16 protein-coding genes and 1 pseudogene are annotated in these 17195 nt (G+C 67.6%); 11 read left to right on the forward strand and 6 right to left on the reverse strand.

Translation table 11 applies throughout. The features are described 5' to 3' along the window. The first annotated feature begins 166 nt into the window (after positions 1–166). From AB0G32_RS17735 to AB0G32_RS17760, 6 genes are all read left to right on the forward strand, one after another. Positions 167–688, forward strand: coding sequence for a hypothetical protein (locus AB0G32_RS17735; RefSeq protein ID WP_361163585.1), 522 nt, complete (start codon positions 167–169; stop codon positions 686–688). A gap of 47 nt (positions 689–735) precedes the next feature. Continuing rightward, the gene (locus AB0G32_RS17740) at positions 736–2265 is read left to right on the forward strand and encodes an SPFH domain-containing protein (RefSeq protein WP_361163587.1); all 1530 of its coding nucleotides are present in this window, start codon (positions 736–738) and stop codon (positions 2263–2265) included. A gap of 62 nt (positions 2266–2327) precedes the next feature. Next, entirely contained in the window at positions 2328–3401 is a 1074-nt protein-coding gene (locus AB0G32_RS17745) for a helix-turn-helix domain-containing protein (RefSeq protein ID WP_361163730.1), read from the forward strand. A gap of 40 nt (positions 3402–3441) precedes the next feature. Continuing rightward, a complete protein-coding gene (locus AB0G32_RS17750; protein WP_361163589.1) occupies positions 3442–3669 on the forward strand; it encodes a hypothetical protein in 228 nt (75 codons plus the stop codon). A gap of 167 nt (positions 3670–3836) precedes the next feature. Next, the gene (locus tag AB0G32_RS17755) at positions 3837–6059 is read left to right on the forward strand and encodes an N-acetylmuramoyl-L-alanine amidase (RefSeq protein WP_361163591.1); all 2223 of its coding nucleotides are present in this window, start codon (positions 3837–3839) and stop codon (positions 6057–6059) included. A gap of 109 nt (positions 6060–6168) precedes the next feature. Continuing rightward, positions 6169–6804, forward strand: a complete 636-nt coding sequence (locus AB0G32_RS17760; RefSeq protein WP_361163593.1) for a hypothetical protein — start codon at positions 6169–6171, stop codon at positions 6802–6804. Positions 6805–6869: 65 nt separating this feature from the next. Here the strand turns inward: AB0G32_RS17760 and AB0G32_RS17765 are convergent. Together AB0G32_RS17765 and AB0G32_RS17770 are read right to left on the reverse strand one after the other, a co-directional pair. Further along, positions 6870–7492, reverse strand: a pseudogene (locus AB0G32_RS17765) (dihydrofolate reductase family protein). 12 nt (positions 7493–7504) lie between these two features. After that, the gene (locus tag AB0G32_RS17770) at positions 7505–8143 is read right to left on the reverse strand and encodes a TetR/AcrR family transcriptional regulator (RefSeq protein ID WP_361163595.1); all 639 of its coding nucleotides are present in this window, start codon (positions 8141–8143) and stop codon (positions 7505–7507) included. A 285-nt stretch (positions 8144–8428) separates the two neighbouring features. Between AB0G32_RS17770 and AB0G32_RS17775 the strand changes: the two genes are divergently transcribed. Both AB0G32_RS17775 and AB0G32_RS17780 read left to right on the forward strand, forming a co-directional pair. After that, positions 8429–9385: an SDR family oxidoreductase gene (locus AB0G32_RS17775; protein WP_361163597.1), complete on the forward strand. Its 957-nt coding sequence runs from the start codon at positions 8429–8431 to the stop codon at positions 9383–9385. A 421-nt stretch (positions 9386–9806) separates the two neighbouring features. Beyond that, complete coding sequence (locus AB0G32_RS17780) at positions 9807–10223, forward strand: hypothetical protein (protein WP_361163599.1); 417 nt, start codon at positions 9807–9809, stop codon at positions 10221–10223. Positions 10224–10269: 46 nt separating this feature from the next. Here AB0G32_RS17780 and AB0G32_RS17785 read toward each other — a convergent pair whose 3' ends face one another. Beyond that, positions 10270–11025: a GntR family transcriptional regulator gene (locus AB0G32_RS17785; protein ID WP_361163601.1), complete on the reverse strand. Its 756-nt coding sequence runs from the start codon at positions 11023–11025 to the stop codon at positions 10270–10272. A gap of 78 nt (positions 11026–11103) precedes the next feature. On the opposite strand from AB0G32_RS17785, the gene AB0G32_RS17790 reads away from it, so the two are divergent. Together AB0G32_RS17790 and AB0G32_RS17795 are read left to right on the forward strand one after the other, a co-directional pair. After that, complete coding sequence (locus tag AB0G32_RS17790) at positions 11104–11382, forward strand: hypothetical protein (RefSeq protein WP_361163732.1); 279 nt, start codon at positions 11104–11106, stop codon at positions 11380–11382. A 594-nt stretch (positions 11383–11976) separates the two neighbouring features. Further along, the gene (locus AB0G32_RS17795) at positions 11977–12273 is read left to right on the forward strand and encodes a hypothetical protein (RefSeq protein ID WP_361163734.1); all 297 of its coding nucleotides are present in this window, start codon (positions 11977–11979) and stop codon (positions 12271–12273) included. A gap of 211 nt (positions 12274–12484) precedes the next feature. Here AB0G32_RS17795 and AB0G32_RS17800 read toward each other — a convergent pair whose 3' ends face one another. Further along, positions 12485–14620: an ATP-binding protein gene (locus AB0G32_RS17800; RefSeq protein WP_361163736.1), complete on the reverse strand. Its 2136-nt coding sequence runs from the start codon at positions 14618–14620 to the stop codon at positions 12485–12487. 120 nt (positions 14621–14740) lie between these two features. On the opposite strand from AB0G32_RS17800, the gene AB0G32_RS17805 reads away from it, so the two are divergent. Beyond that, the gene (locus AB0G32_RS17805; protein WP_361163603.1) at positions 14741–15790 is read left to right on the forward strand and encodes a DNA cytosine methyltransferase; all 1050 of its coding nucleotides are present in this window, start codon (positions 14741–14743) and stop codon (positions 15788–15790) included. Between the two features lie 121 nt (positions 15791–15911). On the opposite strand, the gene AB0G32_RS17810 is transcribed toward AB0G32_RS17805, so the two are convergent. Then, the gene (locus tag AB0G32_RS17810) at positions 15912–16379 is read right to left on the reverse strand and encodes an HNH endonuclease (RefSeq protein WP_361163605.1); all 468 of its coding nucleotides are present in this window, start codon (positions 16377–16379) and stop codon (positions 15912–15914) included. Then, positions 16380–16868 carry a hypothetical protein gene (locus AB0G32_RS17815; protein WP_361163607.1) on the reverse strand — a complete coding sequence of 163 codons (489 nt, stop codon included), beginning with the start codon at positions 16866–16868 and terminating at the stop codon, positions 16380–16382. Positions 16869–17195: the final 327 nt, after the last annotated feature.

The following is a 17195-nucleotide window of genomic DNA, read 5'->3' on the forward strand; positions in this document are numbered from 1 at the left end:
CTGCCCGCTGCGGACGTACGGTGCCACCAAGGCGTTGCGAAGACGTCGAGACGCGGCATGGAAGACACCGGAATCTTGCCGGAACCCGGCAATGACGGCCCGCGCCGCCCCATGCCAGAATCCACCGCACCGGAGGTCGGCGGCGGGGCGAGAGGGGGCGGCACGTATGGCCTGGTTTCTCGGCCTTGGCATCACGGGGGTCGTGCTGCTCGCCCTGTCGCTGATCTTCGACGGCGTACTGGAAGGCGTTCTGGACGGCGCCCTCGACGGTGCGCTGGGCGGCGTTCTCGACGGCTGGCTGTCGCTGCCGGTGGTTGCCGGATTCATGTCGATGACCGGTTTCACCGGTGCCATCGTCCTGGGCAGCGGCTGGTCCGGACCCGGGGGCGCCGCCGGCGCCGGGGTGCTGGCCGGAGCGGGCGCGGGCTGGCTGACGTACCGCCTCAGCCGGGCGCTGATGCGGGACCAGACCGCCGTCACCCCGACCGCCGACGATCTGCTGGGCACCCCCGGCAAGGTGGTCACCGCGATCCCCGCCGACGGTTTCGGCGAGGTCCTGCTGCACCTCGGCGGCCAGCCGCTGAAGTGTGCGGCGCGCAGCGCGGAGCCGGTGGCGCGCGGCACCCGGGTGTGGGTGGCGGCGGTCCCGACCTCGACGTCGGTGGTCGTCCGCCCGGCGGACGGCTGAACACCCTTTTCTCTTCCCACAACTTCCCGCGATACGGGGGCACAGCCATGAGTCCTGTCCTGATCGCGGCACTCGGAGTCGTCGTACTCCTGGTGCTGCTCGCACTGGTCGTCGTCAGCCGGTACAAGGTGGCCGGGCCGAGTGAGGCGTTCATCGTCACCGGCCGGCGCGGCAAGAAGGCCACCGATCCGGAGACCGGCCGGATCTTCACGGACAACAGCGGCCAGAAGGTCGTGGTCGGCGGCGGTGTCTTCGTGGTGCCGTTCGTGCAGCAGAAGTTCACCCTCGACCTGTCCTCGCGGCACATCCCGGTCGCCGTGCGCGGCGCGGTGACCCTGCGCGGCGTCAAGGCGCACCTGGAGGGCGTCGCGATCGTCAAGGTCGGCGGCACCGAGGACGCGATACGCGCCGCCGCCCAGCGGTTCCTGATGCAGCAGGACGGCATCGTCGGCTTCACCCAGGAGGTGCTGTCCGGCGCGCTGCGGGCCATCGTCGGCCGGATGTCGGTGGAGGACGTCATCCGGGACCGGGCGGCGTTCGCCGGGCAGGTGGCGGAGGAGGCGGAGGCCAGCCTCTCCGGGCAGGGCCTGGTGCTCGACGCCTTCCAGATCCAGGACATCACCACCGAGGGCTCCTACCTGGAGGACCTCGGCCGGCCCGAGGCCGCGCGGGCCAAGCAGGAGGCCGACATCGCCGAGGCGGTGGCCCGGCGGGCCGCCGAACAGGCCCGGCTGAAGGCCGAGGAGGAGATCGCGGTCGCCGAGCGGACCCTCTACTTGAAGCAGGCCGAGATCAAGGCCGAGACCGACCAGGCCGCGGCCCGCGCCAACGCGGCCGGCCCGCTCGCGGAGGCCGCCCGGCAGCAGGAGATCCTCGCCGAGCAGGAGAAGGTCGCCGAGCGCCAGGCGGCGCTGAAGGACCGCCAGTTGGACACCGAGGTGCGCAAGCCGGCCGACGCGGCGCGCTACGAGGCCGAGCAGGAGGCCGAGGCCCGCCGGGTGTCCCGGGTCAAGCAGGCGGAGGCCGAACGGGCCGCCGAGATCGCCGCCGCCCAGGCCGAGGCCGAGCGGGCCCGGCTGACCGGCGAGGGCGAGAAGCAGCGCCGCAGCGCGCTGGCCGAGGCGCAGGCCATCGAGGGACTCAAGCAGGGTGAGGCCGAGCGGGCCCGGCGGGCCGCCATCGCGGAGGCGGTCCGGCTGGAGGGCGAGGCGGAGGCCGCGGCGATCGGCGCGAAGGGCGCCGCCGAGGCGGAGGCGATGGAGAAGAAGGCCGACGCGTTCGGCCGGTACGGCGACGCGGCGGTGCTCCAGATGCTGGTCGAGGTGTTGCCGCAGGTGGTGGCGAAGGCGTCGGAGCCGCTGTCCGCCGTCGACAAGATGACGGTGATCTCCACCGACGGCGCGAGCCGGCTGTCCCGCACGGTCGCCGACAACGTCGCCCAGGGCGTGGAACTCCTCAACTCCACCACCGGCATGGACCTCGCCGCGCTCCTGAAGAACATCACCGGCGGGAAGACCGGCGAGCCGGCCACCGGCCCCGCGCCCGTCTCCAACGGCAAGGTCGAGATCACCGGCTGACCTACCCTGAACACACCGACGGCTGAAACGACATGGACGCAGTGCGATGGGGGTGGGCCGGTATGGCGGCGGAGCGGGCCGGGGCGGAGGCGGCGCGGGCGTACCTCGACGGGTACGCGGGCATCCTCGCGGCCGCCGCCACCACCGGCCGCCGCCTGACCCGGGAGGAACTCGACTCCCGCCGCGTCCTGGGGGAGCGGGCCGCGGAGGCCGGGGTGAAACTGCGCGCCCTGGTCGTCGCCCACCTCGACACCACCCGCACCCACTGGCCGGCCGGGCCCGGCGTCACCCCCGACAGCGTGCTGGCCGCGGCCACCCAGGCGGTGGACGCGCTCGCCGAGGGCTACGAGCGGGCCCAGCGGCTGGCCGTACGGCAGGAGGAGGCGGCCCGCCGGGAGTTCATCGACGACCTGCTCTACGGCCGCAGCGACCTGGGCCGGGTCGCCGAGCGCGCCGAGCGCTACGGCCTGCGGCTGGCCTACGAGCACGCCGTGGCGGTGGCCCGCGGTCCCGCGGCGTACGACGAGGGCGACCCCGTTGCCCGGGAGGTGGAACGGGCGCTGATCGGCCGGTTCGGCGACCGCCGCATCCTGCTCACCACCAAGGACGGCCGCCTGGTCTGCGTCGCCCCCGGCGACCAGCAGGAGATCCTCACCTTCTTCGCCAAGCTGGCGCACACCGCCACCGACGGCGGCCAGGTCGCCGTCGGCCGCTCGCAGCCCGGCGCCGCCGGGGTCGTCCAGTCCTACGAGGAGGCACTGAACACCCTCGACCTGGCCGAGCGCCTCGAACTCGACGACCCGGTGCTGCGCGCCGCCGACCTCCTCGTCTACCCCGTGCTCACCCGCGACCGGCAGGCCATGGCCGACCTGGTGGCCACCACCCTCAGCCCGCTGCGCGAGGCCCGCGGCGGCGCCCGGCCGCTCCTGGACACCCTCACCGCGTACTTCGACTCCGGCTGCGTGGCGGCGGAGGCGGCCCGGCGCCTCTCGCTGAGCGTGCGCGCCCTCACCTACCGGCTGGAGCGCATCCACCGGATCACCGGCGCCGACCCCTCCGACCCGGTGCACCGCTATACCCTCCAGACCGCGGTGATCGGCGCCCGGCTGCTGGGCTGGCCGGCCAACCCGCTCTGACGACCCCTTCCTGAACAGCACGGCTAGGAGAACGAACGGCATGGCGAAGAAACCGGTCCGCGCGGCGGTCGGAGACATATGGATCACCTGCCAGATCTGTGGCGGAGAACACTTCCGGGACCGCTCCGTACTGCTCAACAGTTCCGGCGCGGAGTTCATGAAGATGGCCTGGGCCAACGAGTCGGCGACCGGCCTGATCTGCTGGCAGTGCGGGTACGTCCAGTTGTTCGCGAACAAGGACATTCGGCTGCACCGGGGGGACAAGTAGGGGGGAACAAGTGACCGGCCGGTCGTACGATGCGCGGGGCTGATGTGTCCTGAGTGACCGCTCGGCCCTCTCTGACTGCTGTGCCTTTTCCGTGTCTTCACTGTGACGTCCCGTGGGGGGAAGATTTCGTGAGCCGTCGTACGACGCACGCGTACAGACCGCTGAACATGAAGCGAAGAGCGTGGCTGACGCTCGGCGCGGTGGTCCTGGGCGGCGGGGGAGTGGTGACGTACGCCGCCGCCAGCCCGTCCACCGACGACGGGCCGCAGGCCCGGGCCAAACGGCCGGTGAAGGTCTACGACCTCGCGCTGAAGTCCGCCGGGAGCGACCGGCGGAGCCTGCCGCGCACGGAGACCAAGCAGTTCTCGCTGCTGGGCGTCTCCTGGACGGACGCCGACCGGGAGCTGAACGGCAGCATCCAGGTGCGCACCCGCGACGCCGGCACCGGCACCTGGACCGGCTGGCGGGACCTGGAGACCGGCGTCGACCCGCTGGAGGACCCGGAGGCCGACTCGGAGGAGCGCGGCGCGTCCGAGCCGCTGTGGACCGGCCCGTCCGACGGCGTCGAGGTCCAGGTCGTCCACGAGGACGGCTCCACCGACTCCGGCCTGCCCAAGGGGGTTCAGGTCAACCTGGTCGACCCCGGGGTGGTGACCGCGGCGGAGACCAAGGCGGAACCGGCGGCCTTCGCGGCGGACGTGTCCGCCGACCCGACGACTGCCACCGAGCCCACGGACTCGGTCACTCCCACCGACTCGGTGACTCCGGCCGACTCGGCGACTCCCGCCGACTCAGTCACCCCCACCGATCCCGTCACTCCCGCCGACTCAGTCACCCCCACCGATCCCGTCACTCCCGCCCCTCCGGCCTCCTCCGTCCCGCAGCCGCCCGTCGTGTCCCGCGCGGGCTGGGGCGCCGACGAGTCGATGAGCCCCGAGGCGCCGGAGTACAACGCGGACGTGAAGTCGGTCTTCGTGCACCACACGGCCGGCACCAACGACTACTCCTGCGCCGACTCGGCCGCCCTGGTCCGCGGCATCTACGCGTACCACGTGCAGACCAACGGCTGGAAGGACCTCGGCTACAACTTCCTGGTCGACAAGTGCGGCACCGTCTTCGAGGGCCGCAAGGGCGGCATCGCCCAGCCGGTCCTCGGCGCGCACACCTACGGCTGGAACCGCGAGTCCGCCGGTATCGCCGTACTCGGTGACTACACCTCGACCGGCGCCCCCGCGGCCACCCTCGCCGCGGTCGCCCGGGTGGCGGCCTGGAAGCTCGGCCAGTACGGCGCCGACCCGTCCTCGACGGTCAAGCTCACCGCGGGCGCGACCCAGAAGAACTACTTCGGTACCAGCTTCACCGCGGGCACCCAGTACACCTTCAACCGGATCTCCGCGCACCGCGACGGCTTCAACTCCGAGTGCCCCGGCAGCTCGCTGTACGCCCAGCTGCCGACGATCCGCACCCTGGCGGCCGGCCCGGTGCAGGGCCTGAAGGTCACGGCCCTGGAAGGCACGGGCCTGAACGGCTCGACGTACTACACCAAGGGCTCGGTCAAGGTCCGCTGGTCGACCACCACGCCCGGCACGCTCATCAAGAACTTCCAGGTCATGGTCGACGGCAAGACGGCCGCGACGGTGTCCGGCACGACGACCGCCAAGACCGTCGCCCTGGCCGCCGGCAGCCACAGCGTCGCCGTCCAGGCGGTGCACCAGTCCGGACGGACCACGACGACCGCCGCCGCGAAGGTGGTCACCGACACCACCGCGCCGACCTTCACCACCACACCGAAGGTCTCCCTGCGCACCGGCACCGTGAACACCACCGCCGTCCCGGTCACCCTCGGCTGGAGGGCCACCGACAGCGCCGCGCTGCGCCAGGTGAAGCTGCTGTCCCCGACCACGGCCACCTTCGGCCCGACCACGACCTCCTCGGCCCGGACCGCCAAGTCGGGCTCCGCCGCCACCTGGTCGATGCGGGCCTACGACTGGGCCGGCAACTACCGCACCTCCTCGCCCGCCTACACGCCGGTGATCCAGCAGGAGAGCGCGGCGAAGAAGACCGGTACCTGGAGCACCCGTTCCTCCTCCAGCTACCTCGGCGGGAAGTCGTACTCCAGCGCGTCCAAGGGCGCGAGCCTCACCTGGACGTTCACCGGCCGCTCGGCGGCGTGGGTGGTCTCCCGTGCCTCGTCCTCCGGAAAGGCGTACGTCTACGTCGACGGCGTCAAGACCACGACGGTCGACCTGAAGTCGGCCACCACCAAGTACCGGCAGGCGATCTGGACGAAGTCCTGGTCGAGCAGTGCCAAGCACACGGTGAAGATCGTGGTCGTCGGCACCAGCGGCCGCCCGACCATCACCACCGACGGCCTGGTGTATGTGAAGTAGAACCTCCAGAAGCGAACCGCGCGCCTTCCGTTCTCGTCTCTACCGTCACATCGGCATGTCAACCAGAGGTGCCCAGGCAATGGATGTTCTTAGGAAGGATCTTCAGACGGTGTCGATGACACACAGAGGAAGGCGCGCGGGCTGGCTGGCGGCGGTCGCGCTGACGGCGACGGCGGCGGGTCTCACGGGCTGCTCCAGCGAATCCGACTCCGCCGACGGCGACAAGCCGTCGGCGAGCGACTCGTCCGCGGCGTCCGCGTCGGCGTCCGCGTCGGCGTCCGCCCCGGACGCCGGCTCCGCGGCCGCCGCCGACCAGTCCACGCCCGAGAGCACGGTCGCCGCGTGGGTCGCCGCGGTCGTCAAGGGCGAGACGAAGGACGCGTGCCTGCTGATGGGGGAGGCGGCCTCCGGGTCGACCCCCGCGCAGAGCGGCAGCGAGGAGACGTGCGCCGACAACTCGACGCAGGGCAAGCAGATCCAGCAGAGCGTGGCGCAGTTCAAGGAGTCGTTCACGCCCGACCCGCCCACGACCGACCCGAAGGTGGAGGTCGCCGAGGCCGCCGGTGCCGCCGCTGACAAGGCGGTGTTCCCCGCCGACCAGGTCACCATCGACGGCAAGACCCTCGAAGAGGTCATCGTGGCGAACTCCACCGGGGTGGACGCGGGCGCGCTGGACGTGAAGATCGAGGCCGGCAAGCTCGACGACGCCTGGTACGTGACCAACATGGACTTCAACATCGGCTGAACGGCCGTCGGGCCGGGACCCCGCACCGGGGTCCCGGCCACCGCACCCGTTCCTCGTCCGTTACGTCACCTGCGCCAGAACAGATGGTGCGTCACCCCGCTCGGACTGGGCACGACCTCCAGATGGAACCGGTCGAGCAACTCCTCGGGCGACGACCACAGCCGCAACCCGGACCCGAGCGTCAGCGGCGCGACGGCCACATGCAGGGTGTCGACGAGATCGGCGTCGAGGAACTGCCGGATCGTGCCGACCCCGCCACCCAGCCGGACATCCCTGCCCCGCGCGGCCTCCCGGGCCCGCTCCAGGACGGCCGCCGGCGCCCCGCCGACGAAGTGGAACGTGGTGTCCGACAGCGTGAACGAGGGCCGCTCGTGGTGCGTCAGCACGAAGACCGGGGTGTGGAACGGCGGTTCGTCCCCCCAACAGCCGCGCCACTCATGATCTCCCCAGGGCCCGCGCTGCGGCCCGAACTTGTTGCGGCCCATGATCTCCGCACCGATGTCGCGCGCGAAGTCCCGGGTGAAGTAGTCGTCGAGACCGCGGCTCCCGCCGGGCTCGGCACGCATCGGCCAACTGGCCGTGGCCCCGGCCCAGCCGAACAGCCGCTCGGGCCCGGGGAGTCCGAACGGCTCCCGAGACTCTGGTGCTCGCCCGCCCCGATCCCGTCCCGCGAGACGTTGGAATTCATGACGAGCGGCGGCTAAGCGGCCCCCACCGCCGCCACCGCCCCGAGCGCCGCGGCCGTGCTCCAGGCGACGGCCTCCTCGCGGGTCACGTCGATCTCGCCGCTGAGCCAGCTGTCGATGATCCGCAGCGCCGCGCCGACCGCCGCGATCGCGGCGACCCGAGCCTGCCGGGAGCCGACGGATATCGCCTCGGCCCCCTGCGCGTCGAACCCCTTCTCCACGATCGAGGCGAGGTCGTCCAGGGACCGGGCGCGCCGTACGGCGACCGGACCGCCGGCGCTCTGCGCACTGGCGACGAAGCGACCCTTGGCGGGAACCGACAGCAGCACGTCGAGCCCGCTCGATACGGCCCCCCGGGCAAGCTCATCGAGCGGCGCGTCGGCAGCGGTCACCACGGCCCGCACCGCCGCCCGCACCTCGCCGGTGATCTCGTCGAACAACGCGCTCATCAGGGCGTCGACGTCTTCGAAGCTCTCGTAGAAGTAGCGGCGGGTGAGACCGGCCTGCTCACAGACCCGCCGCGCGCTCACACCGCTCCAGCCCTCGGCCTCGAACACGGTGAGCGCGGCATCGAGCAGGTCCGCCCGCCGCCGGGCGACACGGTCCTCGGCCGGGGTGCCCCGGTAGGGACGGATCAGATGCGACGTCGTCATGCCCCCATGTTGACACACCCTGGTGTCAGAAGTAAGTTTCTGATACCACCCGGTACCTACTTTCCGGCTACGTGGCTCAGGACTCACGCCTGGCGCGTACCGGCGCGTACCAGGAAAACCGCGACCGGGAGTACTTCGCCGGCCCCCTGGCGCACTGGGTCAGCGGTCGGCACCTGCTGATCAGCGGCGGCGCCCAGCAGCAGCCGATCACCAGGAAGCCCCCCGGAAAACCCAGAGCGACCCAGAGCGACCCTGACCGCCCCACGAAGACAGGAAAAGACCCGCATGCCACGCCGAACCCGAACCACCACCATCGACGTCACCCTTCCCGACCTGCACGGGAAGCGCGCCGTGGTCACCGGCGCCAGCGACGGAATGGGCCTCGGCATCGCGGCCCGGCTGGCCGCCGCCGGCGCCGAGGTCATCCTGCCGGTCCGCAACCCCCGCAAGGGCGAAGCGGCCCTCGCCAAGATCCGCGAGCAGGCCCCCGGCGCCCATGTGTCGACCCGCCCGCTCGACCTGTCCTCACTCACCACCGTCGCCGCACTCGGCAGAACCCTGCTCGACGAGGACCGGCCCCTTCACCTCCTCATCAACAACGCGGGCGTCATGACCCCGCCCGACCGGCAGACGACCGAAGACGGTTTCGAGCTCCAGTTCGGCACCAACCACCTCGGCCACTTCGCCCTGGTGGCCCACCTGCTGCCCCTGCTCCGGGCCGGCCGGGCCCGCGTCACCTCGCAGGTGAGCGTCGCGGCGAGCCGGGGCGCGATCAACTGGACCGACCTGAACTGGGAACGCTCCTACGACGGCATGAGGGCCTACCGCCAGTCGAAGATCGCGTTCGGTCTCTTCGCCCTGGAACTCAACCGCCGTGCCGCAGCCGAGAACTGGGGCCTCACCAGTAACCTCTCCCACCCCGGCGTGGCCCCCACCAGCCTCCTCGCCGCCCGCCCCGAGGTCGGCCGCGACAAGGACACCCTGGGCGTCCGCGCGATCCGCGCCGCCTCCAAGCGCGGCATCCTCGTCGGAACGGTGGAGACCGCCAAACTCCCCGCCCTCTACGCGGCCACCTCCCCCGAAGCCAGGCCCGGCGCCCTCTACGGCCCCAAGGGCCCCGGCAACCTGGGCGGCCCACCCGCCGAACAGAAGCTGTACACCCCGCTGCGCGACGCGGAGCAGGCCCAGCGAGTCTGGCAGCTCTCGGAAGAACTGACGAAAACGCCCTTCACACCCCACTGACCACGGCCCCGACCCACCACCGAAGCCGTCCCACACACCGCCGACAGCCACCCAGCCACCCACGCAAGCAAAACAGGTGAGGCACCTAGAAACCTCCCTAGGTGCCTCACCTGCTGCTACGGCTGTCGGGGTGGCGGGATTTGAACCCACGACCTCTTCGTCCCGAAGCAACTTCGGAGATGGTGTGGCCTTGAGTCGGTGCGCTTCTCACCTGCACTGATGGTCCGTAGCTGTTCGCGCTCGTCCGCCGTTGTCCGCCGGCGTTGTCACGCAGTTAGACACTCACCGCCTGAGTGCGCACGACGTGCCGCAGCCGTGTTGGCGTCGGTGCTGAGGGGATGAGAATGGCACGGTGAACACTGCTTGGGAACTACGCGCCCTCGTGGGCTCGCTGTCACGGCAAGAGGGCGTCTTCGGGTGCGTGACCGACTCGGCCGGCGGCTCGGTCTCGGAGGTGGTCCGGCACGTGGCTGCCGAGGCGGAACAGGCTTGGGAGCACTACGCAGTGCAAGGTGCGGTCGGCCCGGACACACCGGCGGAGATCGGTGACGCTCTCTCGCAGATCGGCTCTGAGCGTGCTGTAGATCTCCTGACCTACCTGGCGGTCCACGACCTCGTGTCCCCAGGAGCCATGCACCGTGATGAGACCCATGCCCGCAGAGCGGCGGAGCGTGTCGCGCTTCTGCTGGGCTACAACGCGACCTGGCACACGAATCTGACCGACCTGTCGGACCGGGTACGCGCATGGGACCCCGTCAGCCGGTACACCTTCGATGGTGTCGTTGCGGGAACGGGCGGTCACTTCGCTGTGGTGCTGTTGCGGGTGGGCGAAGACTGATCGGCAGCCGGATGGAGGGAGCGTGCCCTCGTCCTGCTCCCGCCGACTACCGGTTGATCGGGACTTCGTAGACGATCTCGCAGTGAGCAGTGGGTACGACGATGTCCGCCGTCTCTACCGGGCGGCCGTCGTCGCTGTAGTAGGTGCGCCTGATGTGCGTGACGAGTGCGGCCTTCTGGATGCCGAGTAGAGACGCCTCCTCGGCGGTCGCCATTCGTGGCTCCGGTTGCTCCACGGCGTGGCTGACGGTGACGCCGATGGCAGCCATGCGGTTCACGACGCCTGCCCCGGCGTGTGGCCCTCCCTCGGGGAGCACGACGAGAGTGCCAGCGGTGAGGTCGTACGGCTCCCAACTGGTCGACAGCTGCACGGGACGGCCGTCGGCCAGGAACTCGTATGTGGTCCGGACGCAGAGGGCGCCTTCATCGACGCCGAGCCGGGTCGCGATGTCCGCCGGGGCCGGCACTTTGGCCTCGGTCCGGCTCTCCCAGTCGCCCAGCTTGCCGGCGGCCTTCATGTCCGCGCGGAACGGCGACCCGTTGGGCTGCTCTCGCGCCGACGAGCGGACGACGCGCACGCGGTGCCGGGGCTCGGCGACGTAGGTCCCCGATCCGGCCCTTCCCTCCAGCGCGCCCTGGGAGATCAGCAGCTCCTGCGCCCGCCGCACCACGTTCTCGCCCACGCCGAACTCCTGGCCGATTTGGGCGCGTGAGGGCAGGCGGTCTCCCGGCTCCCACACGTGCTCCGCGATCCGCCGGCGAAGTTCGTCAGCGATGCGGAGATAGGGCGGCTGCTCAGGCATGTAGAAAATCTAGTCCACTAGCTCTAATCTGGTTAACTAGCTTCACTGAAAGTGATCGCCGGTGACGGAGGCTGCCCTGTGCCCGCTTCAGAAGTGAGCGCGGAGGTCATCGCGGCGCGGTTATCGGCCGCCGGGCTCACCACGCGCGTGGAAGAGCACGCCCGGCACACGGCGATCGAGGCGGAGGTGCCGGAACAGATCTCCGCCGAGTCATGGCAGGAAGCGCTGGAAGCGGTGGCCCTGGCCGACCGCTTCGGCCTCCTGGCTACCAGTCTGAACGCCCGCACCCTGCGGGCGGTCGTACGCAAAGCGGTCCCCGCGACGGGCGATGTCGGGGGACCGAGCCATCAGCGATAGGAGCTGAGCAGCGTGCTCAACCGTATCCGCCGCGCCTTCTCCCTCACCAGAGGCCAGCACTCTTCCAAAGGCAGGCACCGCCGCCCCTTAACGCCTCCCCGATTGCCGGCCGCTCCCGTCTCCTCTACGAGTGTTGACACGTCGACGGTTGTTCTGCGGCAAGTCCTCGACGGCACGAGTCACCGCTACTGGCTCACCGGCGAGGACAACGCGCTCGTCCGCCCGTACGTGCTGGCTTGGGAAAGGCGTACGCGCCGGCACCCGACGGTGGTCGTTGCTCCCTACCTGCCGACCGATGCGCGGTCGACGCTCCTGGGGGTCCGCTGATGTCCCTTCGACGACAGACCCGTACCCCGGACGCCCCGCTCACGCCCTACCGCTCGACCGCCTGCCGGATCGGCACGCACCACGAGTGCGCGGTGTCCTCTCCGGCTCTGGCACCGGTCGACATCCCGGTGATTTACGAGGCATGCGACTGCCCGTGCCACTTGTTGCCCAGCGAGTGCGGGCCTGCGGAGGTGGAGCAGTGAACGGCTGCGCGTCCGATGGCGCGTCGGCGTCCGACATCAGGTCCACGGAGAGGCGGGCGCGGGGATAGTGACTCACGACGAACTGAGGCTCCTTCCGTGGGCGGGGCCGGACGGCAAGCCGTGCTACTTGAGCACGAATACCGGAGACGGCTTCGTGTCCCGCCTGGCGGACCACGTCGAGGAGATGCAACTTAGGATGGCGTCCAAGCTGCTGGAGGAAGCCCTTCAGGTCCTCACCGACGGGAAAGCAGGTTCGGATGAGCTGAGCCTTCTCGTTGCCCAGTTGGCTGGTGCCCTAAAAGACGTGCTTCGAGTAGGAACCAGCCGTGGTCACCGTCTGGAGGCATCTGAGCCCCTCTGAGAGGGGACGAACGGGCAGTACCGGGTGCGCGGAAGGGGGCGCCAACGTGGGAGACGGTTGCGACGTATTCAGCTGTTTTTCCCGCTGCGGTGCCCTTCCTGTCCTGAGTCCTAGGGAAGCAGCTGTTGATGGGGCACCAGTCGCGACGTGGCGCTACAAGGGCACTGCCTGACGGGTGAACGTCCCGCTCATGCGACTGATTCGCAAACGCTTATTGATCGTCGTTGGTGATGTTTCGGCTGTCGAGCTCCCCCGGATCACGGCGCAGTTTCTCCACTTTGCGGAGGAAATCTTGATGAGCTTGGTCGGTCTGTTCCAGCAAGTCGTACCAACTGCGCCGCTCAACGTTTTCACTCTCTTTGAGGAGTCGACGGTTAGTTCGACTTAGCCGGTCAATGTTATCGACGATGAAAGTGAGTCGACGGATGGAGAACTGAATGCCGAACTCCGGATTATCGTCGAGGAAGTCTTCAAGACTTTCCAAGTAATCGACCGCTCTAGTGAATTCGTCATCTGTCAAGTAGTAGTTGACGCGCTTGATTTCGACAACCCATATGGTGCCCCGGGGGCCGTTGAGAAGTACGAAGTCTGGTCGCCGGTCGGGATCGCGGATACTGCTGGTCGAAATCAACTGTCTGGACTTTGTAAAGTACCAAGACTCGAAACTGCTGCGCACGCGGTCCAGCGCATCGTTCATTCCCAGTGGCGTCCACTCAGGGGCTAGCAGCCACGGAGCCTTTTCGATGAGATCCTGAAGTGGACGTTCCAGGGTGTTCCCGTCAGTGATCAGTTGTCGAAGCCTGTTTACAACATCCACTCGTTCCTGCGCTACCTGTCCTAGGGCGTAGAACTCCGCAATCCTGGCCTTTTGGAACAGTGCGAGGACTATATCCAGTGGACTATCAACGTCCTTCGATACTTCGTGCAGGCTCTCCAGCAGCTCTCTGTGAGGTGCAATATTCTTGGCCAACTGTACGTACCGCTCCACCCGTTGTGGGTCAGTCGCTGCTTCGCGGTCACTGTCGGCGACTAGGACGCGGAATGCCTCTTTAACTGAATGTCGGTACTGCGGGTCGCCAGGAGAGTCCGCCAAGAGGCGAGTGTCAAGGTCGGCTGCTTCCTCGAACACCTGACGCGTTCGTCGCTGAACTGAAGACCTGCCTCGCTTGGCAAGATTTTTGACTTCTCTCATACCCCACGACTGCAACGCCTGGCCCAGGTCGGAGGTCCAGATGATGTCTTGTCGGTCAGAGCGGACCAAGTCCTCGTCCTCGTCCAACCACTCGGCGTGGATCTCGCCCGTTAGGTACGAACGGACACCCCACTCTCCTGTGAAACCGGCAGTCGCGCCGAAGTCCCGGGTTGTCGCGACGATCTTTCCGCGGGCATAGATCCGTACGCCAGCCATCACCTCGTCTTTGTACGGGTCCTTTGCGTAGGCGAGCCAGCCTGTAACAGGTAGATCGGCGCTTTCTGGGCTGATGGGAGTCCGGTCGAAAGTGACTTTGGTGTCTTCTTGAAGATCGATCTGCAATTGACCGAGACGGAATGATTCCGGGGCAAGCCCGGGAAGTGCATCGCTCCCACGGGTGTTGACTACCTCAACATCCCAGTCATCGCGCCGGATACCAAAACGGGCACACAACTGCCGGTGAAGTTCGTCCCCTTTAGGGACCAGTTTACGGTTGAAGTCCGTCAGCCTGATGCTCGTGCCGTGGTTTTTTCTCCAGGTGCCGTCAAGCGGGCCGACATCAGGAAGGTAGTCGTCCTCGGAGTCGAACATCATGTCATCGAGATGCAATTTGATATGAGATACTCGGTACCCTTCGGGTGTTGGTTCTCCCCCTGCCGTGATCACCTCGACTGTTCGGCAAATTCCAAAAGGCGCTAGCTTTCCGATTCCCTTACGTCCCATGACTCGCCGGTCTCTGCGGCGGGAGGTGTCTTTGCCGAAACGTCCACGCCTGTCAGATCCAACAAGTAGATAATGGGTGTTGACCTCGTCGGCCGTCATGCCGTGCCCGTTGTCCTCCACAGTGATCACGTATTGATCCCCGGCCGGCTTGCCGGGTAGAGGTGCGAGCCAGGTGCCGAAGGGCAAGCGGACCTGCACCTCTGTAGCGTCCGCGTCGTATGCGTTGGCAATGATCTCCGCGAGGACAGCGGAGACTCGGTCGTACAGCCGGATGCCGAGTTTGTCGACCGTGAGCCTACTGATGCGCATGCGGTAGGGCGCAGCAGCACTGTCTCCAACGTTTGGGGCCCCGTAGGAGGGCCCGTGACTGCTGGACTTCTGTCTTGGCAACGCCGAGAACAAACCATCAGATGTCGGCTGTTCCGGACTCATGTCGTTCAAGTGCCCACCTACCCCCGCATGTCAGCATCCTCGGGGCCAGCAAAGCACAGCTGAGGAGCTGTCAAAAGACGAACCTGACCAACTGGCGGAGTGACATACTAAGATCGCGCCATGCCCACGTACAGTGCTGCGGACCTGTTCGCCGGGGCGGGGGGCGCGACACGAGGCCTGAGAGATGCGGGCTTCCAGGTGCTCGCCGCCGTGGAGAACGACTCAGAAGCGGCCGAAACCTACCGCCGAAACCACCCTAGGGTGCGCCTCTTCGCTGAGGATGTTCGAACAGTTGATCCCTGGAAGCTCCTCGGGGAGGCCACGCCACCTTCTGGCCAGGTTGACCTCCTCAAGGCGTGTCCGCCATGCCAAGGCTTCTCAACGCTGGCGAAGGGGTTGGTCGATGAGCGACGAAACGACTTGGTACTCGACACCTTCCGTTTCGTTGAGGCGTTGCAGCCGCGGATCGTTTTGCTCGAAAACGTGCCGGGTCTCGCGAGAGATCGCAGGTTTCCTGACCTAAGTCGCTTGTTGACATCCGCTGGATATCGGTTGAAGGTCAGCACGCTGGATGCTGTCACGTTCGGTGTGCCTCAGCGGCGCAAGCGATTTATCTGCTTCGCGATTCGGGAGGATGTGCCTTTCAGTTTCAAGGGAGAACTCGTCGAATTGCTCCCGCGTAACTTTCGGACGTCTCCGCGTACCGCTGGACATGCGCTAGCGCACCTTGCTCGTCACTCCCGTCCAGAGGACTCGCTAAACGTTCATCGAAAAAGTTCGGCAACCGTTGAAGCGCGGATTGCTGCTATCCCGGTTGGGGGGAATCGATTCGATCTGCCAGAGGAACATCAACTAGATTGTCATAAGCGGCTAACCGCACGTAATGCAGCCTCCTCCTACGGTAGAATTAAGCTTGAGGAGCCAGCTCCCACAATGACCACTCGATGTACTACGCCAGCGTGTGGGACCTTTATCCATCCTACGAAAAACCGCGGGTTGACGTTGCGTGAGGCTGCTACATTTCAGACGTTCCCGGTGAACTATAAATTCTTTGGGAGTTATGGCTCCATCGAGCGGCAGATCGGCAACGCCGTTCCCGTGCGTATGGCGAAGGGTCTCGGGCTGATCGCTGCCGCCATCTTGAACGAATCATTCTCATGCGACGCGTAGATGCGTAGGCGGGCAGGGCGCTAGCCAGCCTGTGACGACGGTCGTACGGAACCGTCACTTTCTGTCCCTGTCTGCCGACGTTGGTGGCACCCACGGATGTCAGGCTTTCCCGTCCTCCCAATCAGGATTGAATCGGTTCGGGCACCTGCTGCGCAGGAACGCGCGCCCCGCCCCGGCTGGCAGTGTGCTGGATAAGGTCTCGCAGCTCCCCCGGGGTGGGCCACGGGGCACGGCGGTGAATCATCCGGTGACAGTTCGCACAGATCAACGCGAGATCGCTGAGTTTGGTTCTTCCCTCGCCAGCCTCGTGCAGGGGCACGACGTGGTGACATTCGATGTAGCCGGCTCCCCGCGGGCCATAGATCGCCTCGAAGTCGAAACCGCATGTCTCACAGTCAAGGTGACGGCCCTGACGTAGGACGGCATCGATTTTCCTCTTACGTAGTCCCTTGTCCCGCTCTCGGCTCTTGTGGCGACGGATAAGCAATCTTCCCTCGGGCGCACTGTAGTCGTCCTCGGTGTCCGGGGAGAAATCCGGGAAATCTCCCGCGATGAGACCGCGACGGATGAGACGGGCCACTTCCGTCATCTATGCTGGCCGGGCGAGGAAGTCGTTCATGACCTCGATGTCCAGGGCATTGCCGTTGGTGGGTTTTCCTCGGTAGTCAGGGTGGCGCGACGTGATGTCGACGGTCTTACGTGCCACACCGTTGGGATTCCGGAACAATTCGTTGCGCAGTTCTTCAGGGTGGATCGGCATCTCCTGAAGTAGCGCAGACAACTCGATCACGCGCGGGTCGTTGTACTCCAGGCGCTTCCACCCGTTGGCCATTGCCAGGTCACAGGCGAGGATGATCTCATCTCGGGTCCAGTCAGGGCTTCGGGAGGACCGGATGGGAAAGCCGAGTCGAGCGAGCCACCTGGCAGCGTGGGACCTTCCCCCGCTCAACTCGTCTGGCCTCAGCGCCCGACCTTGATCGAACTTGTGGGCCACACCAGCGATGGCCTTTGAGTCGTACGTCCGGTCCTCGTGCAGCAGCAGGTACCCGGTCGCCGGCTGTTCGGAGCCTCCACTCACCCCAGCTCCCATCCCGTCCGCCGTCGACCCACACACCGTGGAGCGGGCGTGGTTCAGGGCGTCAAGGTGGAGCGCGCCACTGTACGAACGACCTTGACGCCCTGGGCCGCGTCCGCTCGGCTCTGCCTGGGTCGGCGGTGGACGGGATGGGAACTCCCCACGCACGCCCTCCACGGGTCCGCAGTCGGCGACGGTGCCCCCTCCATCCCGGTGCCGGCCGATCCCCCGCCGGAGGCATCGCCCTGACCGCACGCCGCTCTGCGCGGTGATCGACTCACACAGACCGGCGCTTCTTGCTCGTGGGCGCGCGTCGGCGCAGCGCGGGCG

It is taken from the genome of Streptomyces sp. NPDC023723 (genome assembly GCF_040639815.1).
Taxonomy (GTDB): Bacteria; Actinomycetota; Actinomycetes; order Streptomycetales; family Streptomycetaceae; genus Streptomyces.